13 protein-coding genes are annotated in these 11,737 nt (G+C 69.2%); 11 read left to right on the forward strand and 2 right to left on the reverse strand.

The window, feature by feature from the left end; translation table 11 throughout:
• Positions 1 to 196 precede the first annotated feature (196 nt).
• Genes ACFQ7F_RS23885 through ACFQ7F_RS23895 form a run of 3 tightly spaced genes read left to right on the forward strand, consistent with a single transcriptional unit; the run spans position 197 to position 1,930 of the window.
• Positions 197 to 883 carry a hypothetical protein gene (locus ACFQ7F_RS23885; RefSeq protein ID WP_383273606.1) on the forward strand — a complete coding sequence of 229 codons (687 nt, stop codon included), beginning with the start codon at positions 197 to 199 and terminating at the stop codon, positions 881 to 883.
• A 38-nt stretch (positions 884 to 921) separates the two neighbouring features.
• Positions 922 to 1,551, forward strand: coding sequence for a hypothetical protein (locus ACFQ7F_RS23890; protein ID WP_383273608.1), 630 nt, complete (start codon positions 922 to 924; stop codon positions 1,549 to 1,551).
• Between the two features lie 10 nt (positions 1,552 to 1,561).
• Positions 1,562 to 1,930 (forward strand): hypothetical protein, encoded by a 369-nt coding sequence (locus tag ACFQ7F_RS23895; protein WP_383273610.1) that lies wholly within the window; start codon positions 1,562 to 1,564, stop codon positions 1,928 to 1,930.
• Here ACFQ7F_RS23895 and ACFQ7F_RS23900 read toward each other — a convergent pair whose 3' ends face one another.
• Positions 1,931 to 2,770 carry a hypothetical protein gene (locus ACFQ7F_RS23900; RefSeq protein ID WP_383273612.1) on the reverse strand — a complete coding sequence of 280 codons (840 nt, stop codon included), beginning with the start codon at positions 2,768 to 2,770 and terminating at the stop codon, positions 1,931 to 1,933.
• Positions 2,771 to 3,170: 400 nt separating this feature from the next.
• On the opposite strand from ACFQ7F_RS23900, the gene ACFQ7F_RS23905 reads away from it, so the two are divergent.
• From ACFQ7F_RS23905 to ACFQ7F_RS23935, 7 genes are all read left to right on the forward strand, one after another.
• The gene (locus tag ACFQ7F_RS23905; protein WP_383273614.1) at positions 3,171 to 3,485 is read left to right on the forward strand and encodes a hypothetical protein; all 315 of its coding nucleotides are present in this window, start codon (positions 3,171 to 3,173) and stop codon (positions 3,483 to 3,485) included.
• A gap of 1 nt (position 3,486) precedes the next feature.
• Positions 3,487 to 4,725, forward strand: a complete 1,239-nt coding sequence (locus tag ACFQ7F_RS23910; protein ID WP_383273616.1) for an enoyl-CoA hydratase/isomerase family protein — start codon at positions 3,487 to 3,489, stop codon at positions 4,723 to 4,725.
• A gap of 64 nt (positions 4,726 to 4,789) precedes the next feature.
• Positions 4,790 to 5,461 (forward strand): hypothetical protein, encoded by a 672-nt coding sequence (locus ACFQ7F_RS23915; protein ID WP_383273618.1) that lies wholly within the window; start codon positions 4,790 to 4,792, stop codon positions 5,459 to 5,461.
• Positions 5,458 to 6,207 (forward strand): hypothetical protein, encoded by a 750-nt coding sequence (locus ACFQ7F_RS23920; RefSeq protein ID WP_383273620.1) that lies wholly within the window; start codon positions 5,458 to 5,460, stop codon positions 6,205 to 6,207. Before ACFQ7F_RS23915 ends, ACFQ7F_RS23920 begins: the two co-directional genes overlap by 4 nt.
• Entirely contained in the window at positions 6,207 to 7,193 is a 987-nt protein-coding gene (locus ACFQ7F_RS23925; protein ID WP_383273622.1) for a hypothetical protein, read from the forward strand. Before ACFQ7F_RS23920 ends, ACFQ7F_RS23925 begins: the two co-directional genes overlap by 1 nt.
• A 142-nt stretch (positions 7,194 to 7,335) precedes the next feature.
• Positions 7,336 to 9,480, forward strand: coding sequence for a hypothetical protein (locus ACFQ7F_RS23930; RefSeq protein ID WP_383273624.1), 2,145 nt, complete (start codon positions 7,336 to 7,338; stop codon positions 9,478 to 9,480).
• On the forward strand, positions 9,470 to 10,876 hold the full coding sequence (locus ACFQ7F_RS23935; RefSeq protein ID WP_383273626.1) for a hypothetical protein: 1,407 nt from the start codon (positions 9,470 to 9,472) through the stop codon (positions 10,874 to 10,876). The genes ACFQ7F_RS23930 and ACFQ7F_RS23935 overlap by 11 nt, the downstream gene beginning before the upstream one ends.
• Before the next feature lie 34 nt (positions 10,877 to 10,910).
• Here ACFQ7F_RS23935 and ACFQ7F_RS23940 read toward each other — a convergent pair whose 3' ends face one another.
• The gene (locus ACFQ7F_RS23940) at positions 10,911 to 11,339 is read right to left on the reverse strand and encodes a hypothetical protein (RefSeq protein WP_383273627.1); all 429 of its coding nucleotides are present in this window, start codon (positions 11,337 to 11,339) and stop codon (positions 10,911 to 10,913) included.
• Positions 11,340 to 11,425: 86 nt separating this feature from the next.
• Here ACFQ7F_RS23940 and ACFQ7F_RS23945 point away from each other — a divergent pair, with 86 nt between their 5' ends.
• On the forward strand, positions 11,426 to 11,629 hold the full coding sequence (locus ACFQ7F_RS23945) for a hypothetical protein (protein ID WP_383273629.1): 204 nt from the start codon (positions 11,426 to 11,428) through the stop codon (positions 11,627 to 11,629).
• Positions 11,630 to 11,737 lie beyond the last annotated feature (108 nt).

The following is an 11,737-nucleotide window of genomic DNA, read 5'->3' on the forward strand; positions in this document are numbered from 1 at the left end:
CTTCATCTGACGGAGCATTCCATTCCGGTATCGGGGGCGGGCCATTCGTCCGTTCTGCGACCGTACTGGGCAGTTTTGTACGGGCATTCGCCTCACGAGACATTCACTACTCGGCAAAGTGAAACCTGGCGAAGGCATTGACCAATTCAGTACCTTCAGATGGCTTGAAGAACTGTCGCCCCACCGGGAGTCACACGTGAACCGCAGTCGCACCCTGCCCGTCGCCGTCGTCTCGCTGACGGCTGCCACTGCTCTGCTCCTGACCGGGTGCGGGGGTGGTGGGGACGACAAGGACTCGGGCAAGGACAAGATCGCCGGGGCTGATGAGGGCGGCGCGAAGAAGAGTGCGTCGCCGGGCCCTGATGCGAGTGCGGAAGCGAAGATCGATCGGCCCGAGATGAAGTTTCCGTCCGATGTGAGTCTCGCCTTCGACAAGGTCAATCTGTCGGACGCGGACCAGGTGGCGGCATGGAACGACGCGCAGAGTTTTGCGCGGGCCATCGAATACGGAATCGTCAAGCAGGACGCGGGAGATGCCGCGTACAAGTTCTACTCGGAGATCGGCAGCCCGGCGCAGTCGTACGCGAAGAAGCAGATCAAGGATCACATCGACGCCGGCTACACCGTCACGGGCGAGCGCCGGTACACCGATGTGAAGGTGCAGACCGTCACGAAGAAGAAGACCGTCGCCGTCACCTTCTGCACCAACGACAACAAGCTCTTCGGTAAGGAAGTCAAGAGCGAGAAGGTGCTCCGCACCAAGCCGAGCATCAAGGACTACTCCTCCTGGCAGATCTCGATGACCGCCTCGAAGAAGACCAAGGGACTGTGGCGGGCCGACCTCATCAAGGTGGAGGGCGAATCCCGGCAATGCATGGGATAACAGGGATATTGAGGATAACGGGGATAACGGGGACAGGAATGCGTAAGCCACTCATAGTGTCGGCCGTCTGCGGCTCGCTGCTCCTGCTGGCGGGTACTCCCGCGATGGCGGCGGACCCGGTCGCGATCGACAGCCAGGGTTCCAAGGGACCGGACCGCACGGTCGGCGCCCAAGCCAAGATCACCTACACGCGTTCCGGCGGCTCTCCGGGCAGCGGTCCCGTCACCTCGGTCGACCCCAACTGGACTCCGCCTCCGTGCTGGTACGCGCCGGAGTGGAAGGCCAGCGAGTTCGGGGAGTACCGCGATCGGCTGTACTACGGGGCCAGGCACGACCCCGACGCCCCGCGTGACGCCCTGAATGAGATGTCGGACGAGAACCAGGGCTACCGCAAGGACAACTACAACATCGACAAGGAGAAGGACGGGATGTGGTGGGGCGCCCAGTTCAGCCCCGATGCCACAGTCGCCGAACAGGCGAAGTGCAGCGATCCCCCCTTCTGGGTCGACAACGGCGAGACACCGGACGTCCCGAACGCCATCAGCCCCGAGATCCTCGCGGAGCTCGCCTACAACCAGATCCAAGTCCCCGGCACCAAGGTGAGCCTCGCCCCCGACGGCCCCTCCAAGGTGAACATGCCCCACCTGGGCCTGGCTCGACAAGGGTGACTTCAAGCCCGTGTCCGTCACCGCCTCACTCGACGTACCCGGCCTGCACATCGAGGCCACCACGACCGCGAAGCCCACCGCGCTCAGCATCAAGCCGGGCACCGAGGACGCCGTGCGCATCCCCGCGTCCGGCAAGTGCGAGCTCAACGACGACGGTTCCATCGGTGAGCCGTACGCCAAGGGCAAGTCCAAGGAGACGCCGACCTGCGGCGTCACCTACCAGCGTTCCTCCGGTGACGGAACGTTCAATCTTCAGGCCACCGCCACCTGGGACATCTCCTGGACCGGCACCGGCGGCACGAACGGCGATCTCCCTGACGGCGAGTACGGGAACGATCAGCCGGTCACCGTCGAGGAGGTTCAGTCCGTCAACCGGTGATCACAGGGTGCCGGTTGGCTTACGGTCGCGCAGCCGCGCCCTGGCGAAGGCAAGCAGGTCCTCCAGCTCGATCTCGCGTGGTGCGACCGCGTCGGGATCCTGCGGAGGGCCTGTTTCCTTGCCCGCCTCCGCCGTTCCCCACTCCGCGATGAGCCACGGGCCGTCGTGCCACTCGACCCGCCACACCTTCCCGTGGCGGTTCTCGAACTCCACGAAACTGCCGGGGGCGTCCTTCAGCAGGCGGAGTTCCTGCTCGAGGATCGGCTCCTTGGTGAAGCCCCGCCCCCTGTTGGTGCTCCGCCCCTGCGTGCGGGTGTTGGCGTAACGCATCTTGAGGTACGGGAGCGGGTTCCGGCGGTCGAACTCGTGCAGCCGCAGCATGCGGTAGCGGGTGATCGCCTCGTCGAGTGTTTCCGTACCGGAGAACTCATGGGCGTACGCCGGGAACACGAGGCGGACGTGCGGCGTCAGGTCGGGGTTCTCCACGCGGTAGAAACCGTGCGTCTCGGGGGCTATTCCGACGACCACATCGAAGGAGCGTTGCTCGCCCCCGGCCGTCCGCGGCGGGGTGAAGCCGCCCGCCGTGCCGAGGTGGGGGTTGCGGGCAAAGATCTCCGACTCCCGTTCCCGTGCGAACTCCAGGGTGGCGAGGGCCAGTTCCTCGTCGAACCACTCACGGCCGCTCAACTGCAGCAGGCGGCGTCCGTCGGCGGACAGGGCGCCGGCGAAGTTCAGGGTGCGTACGGGTGACCAGCGCCAGGCGTCGGGCAGGCCCCCAGGGAGCGGGGTCACGTTCTTGAAGCCGTTCACTGCTGCTCGGATGTCCATGCGTCCGTCCATGCGTCCGTCCATCTCTCCGCCCTTGCGCCCACCCCTGCGGCTGCCGCGCGGCTATTCATGCGGATGCCCCGGCGGTTGTCCAGCGCGGCAGGACGCGGCTATGGGAAACGACTGCCGCGCAAATCAGAAAGTAAATGGAAGCAAAGAGGGAGGCAAAGAGAATGGAAAGGAGTCCAGGTGGCCGTCCAGGCCTGGCCTGCCAGGGCGAAACCTCGCCTTCACCTCCCCTCCACATTCGGCTCCCTATCGCCTGCTCCCGCCCCGAGTTCGCTCTAGCAAGTCGATGGCCCAACGAATAGCGTTGAACCACTTGGCGATACCCTCGTCAAACGGGACTCGTGTGTGGACAGCCGCCGGGCTCCGGTACACCGACCGCCCAGAGGGACCCGGGGGACACCACGTGAGCGATCTACGCCTCGACGACACGATCTTCGAAAGTCTGCGGAAGACGTTCTCCACGGTCAGTGACCGCATGGATGCCGCCCGCCGCACTCTCCGCGGCACCGACGGCTCGGTCGTCGGCGCGGGCAAGCTCGTGGAGGACGTACACGAGTTCGCCGACGAGTGGGGCTACGGCGTCAAGCAGCTCGGCAAGCACACGCACGGGGCCGTCAAGATGATCGACAAGATCGGCGACAAGTTCAGCGAGCTGGACCAGGAGCTGGCCGAGTCGCTCAAGTCGGCGAAGGCGGACTCGAAGAAGAAGGGCAAGTGACGTGGGGCGTCGACCTGCCTTCCCGCACATCGGCTGGGACCCCACCCCCGGGGACGTGACGGACACCCGCGAGCTCGCGAAGAAGCTGGGTGGACTCGCGACGGAACTCGGCAACGCTGTAAGGGACTTGGACCGTATCGAGTGCGGGGCCTGGAAGGGCAAGACCGCCCTCGCCTTCACCGAGTACATCGGGCAGGACGTCACGCCCCTCGTACGCAAGAGCCACGAGTCCTTCGACAAGGCCTCCCGTGCGCTGCACAAGTGGGCCGGTGAGCTGCAGGACTTCCAGGACGAGGCCGACCGTCTTGAGAAGTCGGCCGGGCGGAAGCTGGAGGCCCGGGAGGACGCGAAGCCCGAGAGCGAGGAATCCGCCAAGGCGTCGGGAGACGTCGACGGGGTCGCCCAGCAGGTCTATGAGCTGGAGGAACGCTACAAGCGGGCCGCCGGAAGCATCAGCAAGGAGCTCGACAAGGCGGGAGACATCGCCCCGGACGAGCCCGGCTTCTGGGACAAGCTCACCAAGGGGGTCGCTGACGCGTGGGACGCCACGGGTCAGTGGATCAAGGACCACGCCGACATGATCAAGCTGATCGGCGACCTGCTGAGTGATCTGAGCGGTGTTCTCGGAATGCTCGCGATCATCACCGCCCCCTTCGAGCCGATCGGCGCGATCTTCGCCACCGCCGCAGTCGTCACGAGCGGGCTCGCCCTGGTGACGCATCTCGTGGCCAAGGCCGCGGGCGCCGACGTGAGCTGGATGTCCATCGGGTTCGATGCCCTGGGATCGCTGCCGGGCATCGGCGCCTTCTCGAAGGGCGTCAAGGTGGCGGACGGCGGGGTCGCCGCAGCTCGTGCGGCGCAGCTCGGGAAGGGCTTCAAGGCCGTATCGACCATCAGCCACAACATCATCGGCGTGGGCGACAACGTCGCCGGCGCCGCGACCGTAATCTTCAGGACCAAGAAGATCGGCCTGGGTGGCCTCAAGGCCGGGGGCTTCATCTCGACCGAGGGCGGACTCATGAACCGTATGAGTCTGGTCGCCGAGCAGACCGTCCGCAACGGACAGTGGATCGGCACCCGCGGTATCCCCGGCCTGAAGAACATCGACTCCATGAGCAATTTGGGGCGCGGGATCGATGCCGCGATCAAGATCGCGCCCAAGGCCTGGTCCATCCCGAACCACATCGGAGAGATGACCAGCCCCGGTGACCGTCTCCAGGAATCCGCGGCGGCGCACTGAGCGGCGGCACACAAGGCAGCCGCGCCACACGGGAGCGGCCGCAAGCTGAGAGGACTTGAGGGCTGTGGACTGGTATCCGCCCCAGGGCGAGACGCTGCTCATGCGCGTCAACGCCTCCTTCGCCACTGGGTGTGCCCCGAAGGTCGCGGGACTGCGTTCTTTCCGGGATACCGAAAGGCAGGACATCGAAGGCGAACTGGTTGCCTTCGGGTGGCCGTCGGGCCCCGCCTTCGCCGTACGGGGGAAGGCCGACAGGGCGGGCGTACGCGCCTTGGACGTGGCCCTGCTCGGCATCCCCCGCCTGCTCAACATGGTCGCGAACGCGGGCGGCCCGAGCGGTGCCCCCTTCGGTGATCCACAGAGCGCGGGGAAGCCGCAGGAACCGGAGAACGAGGTCGAAGACTTCCCTGTCGTATGGGCCGCACCGGACACCGCGGCACGAACCCTGCCCTGGCAACTGGACCCCGCGCGGCGTCCCAAGGGGTACCGGACAGAGATCGTGCTGACCGATCGCCGCCTCGTCGTACTCGGCGTCGAGCCTGCGGCCGGTCTGGCACCGGCTCAGGAGCTGTGGGACCTGCCCAGGCAGAGCGTGGCGGCCGCCGAGCGGATGACCTTCTGCGAAGGCAACGCCGACGTCAGGATCCGGTTCGCTGACGGCTCCTGGACGCGCTGGAAGACCGGCGACGCCGCCAAGCTCGTGGACCGGATGAACGCGGAGGACGAAGACCGATGAGCGATCTTGACCGGCTGATCGGTGAGCGCTTGGCCCGCACCGTCCCACCGATGACTTTCGTCGTGCCGGAGGGGATTCACGCCCTGCCGGTGGACGCGTCGGCGGAGGAACGTGCCGCGGCTGCGGCCGGCTTCGTCCGCGATCTCTATCCCGGCGGCGACAGCACCCTCTGGGAATCCGCGGCCCCGTACTACGAGCAGGTCACGGCAGCAATGGCCACAGCCGGCCTGGCCTTCTCCGCACTCGGCATCTTCGGCCTCGACGGCCCCGGAGTCGCCCACTGCTCGCTGACGGCTGCCTTCCTCGAAACCGATCACAGGGATCCTGATGTCGCGGCCCAGGGCATCCTGGCGACGCTCGCGAGCGATCCGCTCAACGACGCGCGCTGGCTCGACCTGCCGTGCGGACCCGCGGTCTCCTGTGTCACCCTGCGCCAACTCGCCCTCGATCTGGAGCCGACGTCCGCGTCCGCGGACGATGAGCAACCCAAGCTCATCACCGGCCAGATACAGGTCCACATCCCCTTTCCCACCGGCCCCTACATGGCTGTCTTCACGCTCGACACGGCATCCATGGAGTATTGGGGCGAGTTCTGCGACATGATCATGGCGATCCTCCAGACGGTCAGCTTCTCGGATCCGGAGTCGGAGTCGGAGCCGGATTCGGCGGAGGACGGAAGCGCCGGGGAAAGCAGTCCGCACGTCCGGGAAACCCCGGTCGTCGCGCCCGCCGGAACCGTCCGCTGATGGCGGCCCCGGATTCCGCCCCGGCCCAGGCCTGGCACCCGGAGCCCGGCGAGACCCTCCTCGCCCGCATCCCCGTCGCCTTCGCGACAGGCGCGGCCACCCCCGTCTCCGGAATGCGCTGGTTCCGTGACGACGAACGGCGGGACATCCAGGGCGAGTTGGTGGGATGGCCAGAAGGGCCCGCCTATACCGCCCGCTCCCAGGCGTCGCGACTCGCCCGCAGAGGCCTCAAGGCCGGGCTCCTGGTCACCCTCATCGCTGTCGTCGGCGCCCTCGGCGGCACCGGGGTCGGCAACGTCAGCACGCTCGGCAGATCCGCCGACCCCGAGGACGAGGTCGAGGACTTCCCCGTGCTGTGGGCCGCGCCCGGCACCCTCGCGCGGACCCTGCCCTGGCAGCTCGACCCCGCGCGCCGCCCCGACACCGACCGCACCCACGCGATCATCACCGATCGGCGCCTCGTCATCGTCGGGCTGCTGGACGACAGCGAGACCATCTGGGACGACGTCCTGTGGGAGGCGCCGCGCTCCGCCGTCGACCGTGTGGAGCCCCGTGACTTCAACGCGGCGGCCGGGGGCGACGTCAAGGTCGTCTTCACGGACGGTTCGTGGTGCAGGCTGACCAGCAGGTGGCGTGACGAGTTCGTGGATCACCTCGGTGAGCTCCGAGAAATCGTCGGCCTTGGGTCCTTGACCACCGCTCAGCGGATGACGGTCATGACCTTCGCCGCCGCACATTCGGCCGCCGGTACGCCGCTCGTCACCCGGCGCCCCGACGGGGACTTCCTCATCGCGATCCGGTCGTCGGACAGAGTCAGCCCGTCCCACGGCCTCTGCGAAGGTTTGCGCGACATGGTCATGGGGCCGGACGGCGGGGAGATCAAGGACCCGCGGATGGCCAGCTCCCTCACGCCGCCCCGCAACAGCACCGCTACCGCCACTGCCACCGCCACTTCCCCCATGGAAACGCCTCCGTCGCGACAGTAAAGTGCGCCCAATGAGTTACGGGGTGGGACGGGCGAGTGTGACGGGGAACAGGGCGGTCCACGAGGGGGCAGCTGCCGCCGGTGGCATACCGCGCGTGAGCCTCTTCGGCCTGCCGCGCATGAGCCCCCGTGGCATACCGCGCGTGAGCCCCTACGGGTGGCGTCGCCTCGCGTTCCTTGCCACCCTTTGCTCTCTTCTCCTGCTCGCCGTCGGCGCGACCCTTGCCTCCGCGACACCCGCCCGGGCAGGCACCTCCACCCAAGTGTCCAAGGCCACGCAGGACGACAAGGCCGCCCCCACCGAGGCCCCCACCCAAGCCGCCGCCCTGGCCGCCCTCCTGCGCGCCGACCCCGTATACGTGACGGACCAGCTCCCCCGCGACATCCCCCGCTCCGCCGCCCCCGACTTCGCGAAGCTCGCCAAGCGCACCGGCGTGCCCACCTACGTCCTCGTGCTCCCCACCCAGACGAGCGACGGCGACCGGCTGCTCGGGGCCGTGCATGATCGGCTCGGGCGGGACGGGCTCTATGTGCTCGTCGACGAGACGGGCGTCTCCGAAGCCGCCGCCTTCGGGGTGCGGGCGCCGGCCGCCGACGCGTTCACCGTGACGCTCTATGAACTGCCTTACGACGCCGGGCCCTTGCTCAGTTTCGAGCGATTCGCCGACGTCATCGCCCAGGGCCCCGGGAAGGCCGCCGAGCGCGCGGACGCCGCCCGCAAGAAGTACGGCGGCGACACCGGCGAAGACGTCGACAAGATGCACATCGATCCCGTCGACCGCGACAACCAGTCCTTCGTCACCGGGATCGCCCTCACCGGCGTACCGCTGCTGATCATCGGTCTCAGTCCGTACGTACGTCGGTGGTGGCGTCGGCGCGTGACGGGTTCCAGCAGCACTCGCGTGACGGGGTCCACCAGCACCAAGGAAGAAGCGGCCCCGCGCCGCCTCACCGCCCGTCGCGTCGAGGCCGGCCTGGCCGTTCTCGTCGCCGGGGCGATCGCACTCGGTGCCGCCCTCCTCTTCGGCCAGGACACGGCCGATGCCACGCCACCGCCCACCGCCTCCGACCTGTCGAGCCGCGTCGAGCGCGTCGCCGACGGACTGCGCGAGAGCGGCCCCCTCTACAGCGACCCCGAGAGTCCGCACCCGCTCGACTCCGAGCAGCGCCGCGAACTCGTGGACCGGATCAAGGAGTTCGACCAGGGCCCCGTCCACGTCGCCCTCGTCCCGCAGCTCTCCGAGGACGAGTCCGGCGGCGAGCCCGAGATCTTCGTGGAGGCCGTGCGGCAGAAGATCGACGCGAAGGGCGATCGCGGCGTCTACGTCGTCGCTGATCCCCTCACCGGATCCATCGACGTCGTCACCTATGACGTACGCATCGACGCCAATCGCATCGCCTTCGACCTCCCCGACTCCATCCGCTACGGCGATGACGACGACCGCTCCACCGACCACCAGCTCGGCGAGCGGCTCGGCGACCTGATGACGTTCCTCGACAAAGCGCCGCGCACCAAGCACGCGGAGACCTCCTCGATCCGCATGGACGACAAACCCGAGCCCGTCGAGGAGAACGCCCTCTCCCCGCTCTTCTCCGGCGACTTCTGGCCGGGTCTCATGGTCGGCGCGGTCGCGGCCGGGCTGCTCTTCGGGATCGTCGCCGCGGTGCTCGGCATCCTGCGTCTCGCGGTGCCGGGGCTGCGGCGGCCTCGTACGCCGTCGACGGCATCGGCCACCGCCTCCTTCGAGGCTCCCCCGGATCCTTCCCGCGACTATCTGCGACGCACCGCCCGCGACGAACTCCAGGCGCTGGCCACCGAGTTCGACCCGGATGCCGCACTCAGCTCCGCCGTCCGCACCCGCGTCTGGGACTGCCTCGACGCCGCCACGCTCCTCGCCGACCGCGACCCCGACGGCCACGTCGACGACGACACGACGCCCGCCGATCTCGCCGCCGCGATCGTCCTCGCGCGGGTCGGACGGAGCGCGCTCGTCGGTGCCGACAAGCCGTGCTGCGCGCTCAACCCGCTGCACGGCCCGGCGACGGGGTGGCGCGACGCTCAGTACGCGGCGGACGATCAGCGCCTTCGCACCATCCCGGTGTGCGCGCAGTGCCGCGTCCTGGTCACCGTGCAGCCGCGCCTGGCCTACACACTCCGGCTCACACTGCCGGGGGCGGGCCGCGGCGAGCGCGTGCCGTACGAGGAGGCGTCGGGCCCGCTGCCCGCCGTAGCCAACGGTGTCCCTCAACTCATCCGCCAGGTACGGGAGTACGCCGGTGTTCAGTGACCTGAAGCGTCTCGCCGCGGCGGCAGCCGTCGCCACCACCACCCTCGCCGCCCTGCTGGCCGGGGCCTCGCCCTCCACGGCGCGGGCCCCGGACGCTCCCGCCCCCAGCCCCGGCCAGAAGATCGCCGACGCCCTGCGCAAGTCACCGGTGTACGTCGCCGCCTCGTACGAGGACTCCGTACCCCCAGCCCGCCAGAAGCAGCTCGCGCGGCAGATCGAGAAGACCGGCCTGCCGATCAAGGTCGCCCTGGTGCCGCTGGTCCAGGGCGACGCGTACGACGGCGAGTCCGACGTCTTCGCGGAGGTCGTGAGCGACCGCCTCGACCAGCACGACCTCATCCTCGTCACCGGCGGCGACAAGTGGACCGGCGATCTGAACGGTTTCGAGTGGCCGGGCGAGAAGCATCAGGCCCGGGACGCGGTGGCCACGGTCGGCCACCTGGACGAGCTGAAGGACGCGGGGCTCGCCGAGCAGACGGCCAAGGCGATCGAGCTGATCGCGCGGGGCGACGGCACGAAGGCGTACGAGAAGGCCACGGCCGATCTGCGGGACGGCAGCGCCGCCGGTAACGATGCAGGCAGCGGGAGCCTGCCCGGCTCCAAGGCCTCGGACAAGGAGGGCGGCCCTTCCTGGCTGCTGCCGGTCACCGTCACCGTCGCCATCGCGCTCGCCCTTGCCGCCGCGGGACTCTTCTTCTTCGTACGCCGTCGGGGGCGCGGCAGCCGGTCGAGCCGGTACCCGAGCGCCACGGGATCGCCCTTCGCCTTCCCCCAGGCGGTGTTCGCGGCGGCGCACGCCGCGGACGAGGCGGCACTGCGCCGCCAGGCGGAGGCGGAGGTCGTCGCACTCGGCGAGGCGGCGGCTCGGTCCACGGCCACCGCAACTCCCCAGCTCCAGCGTGCACTTGACGCGTACGCCGCCGCGGGCAAGGTCCTCGACTCCGCGCGCGGCCTGCCGGACCTGGCGGGCGTACTGGCCCTGGTGGCGGAAGGCAGGGACGCACTGGACGCACAGGGCACACAGAGCACACAGGGCGCACTGGAGAAGGGCACGCCCCCGCCGCTCCCCCTCTGCTTCTTCAACCCCCTGCACGGCCGCGCCGACGTCCGCATCCGGTGGCGTCCTCTGGGGCGGCGCGATCAGCTGCGCGTCGCGGCATGCGAGGAGTGCCGGGCGGCGGTCCGCGCCCGCCGGGCGCCGGAGGTGCTCACGGACGAGGACCCCGAGGGCCGCAGGGTGCCGTACTTCGAAGTACCGGCCGAGCAGAGCGTGTGGGCGGCCACGGGGTACGGGTCGCTGCTCCGGGACGCGGAGGGCGCGGAGGGCGCAGACGGCGACGGGCTTGCGGCTCGGGTGGAGCGGGGGGACTTTTCGCGGGGGCAGGGACGGGCCTAGGAGCGCGCCAGCGGCTAGCGGCAAGCGGCAGCGATCAGCCGATCGGACCCCAGTCGCGGCGCGGACGCGGACGCGGCGGCTCGCTCGGCGCGGGTGCCATCCGACCGCTCCGGGTACGACCTCGCCCCGGTGATCGCGCCAACGCCCACAGGCCCATCACCACACCCATGACCACCGGCAGCCCCACCAGCGCCCCGAAGCCGAGTGTGAACCAGGCCCCGTCCTCGCCCCCGGCCGGCTGACGCACCCCGGCGACGACGAGCACCACGATGAACACCCCGTACGGCAGCGCCCACGGCCAGGGGTTGGGCTCCGGCAGCGGTTCGGCGCGGCGGCCCCGGCTGAAGGCGGCGTACCAGTAGCGGGTGCACCACCAGGCCACCACGTACGTAGACACGGCCCCCGCCACGAACCCGACCCGCGCAAGCGCCCCGACCTCGCCGCTCACCGCTTCGGCCGTCATTCCCGCCCCCCATCGATGCGGAGCACCAGGACAACACCCACACCGCGCGCACCCACGGGACCGAGGGCAGCCGTATCGACAGGGTCGTGGCACCGCCGAAGGACGCGGAGTTCGACTACGCCTCGCGGAGGGTGGAGTACGTGATCCCGGTCCCCGGCGCCCCCGCACCCCAGTGGCTGACCGTCACCTTCAGCACGGTCGGGGACGGGCACCCGGACGGCGAGCTCTCAGACATCCTGGTCGATGTGTTCGACGCCGTGATGACAACGTTCCGATGGAGCTACTCATGATCTTCTACGAGACCGAGGCCGACCCAGCCGAGTGGTTCGTGCTCCCCCTGCACTGGAAGGCCACGGACGTGGAGCAGGAACACCCCGGCCCCGGCGCGATGAGGCCAT

It is taken from the genome of Streptomyces sp. NPDC056486 (assembly GCF_042795295.1).
Classification (GTDB): Bacteria; Actinomycetota; Actinomycetes; order Streptomycetales; family Streptomycetaceae; genus Streptomyces.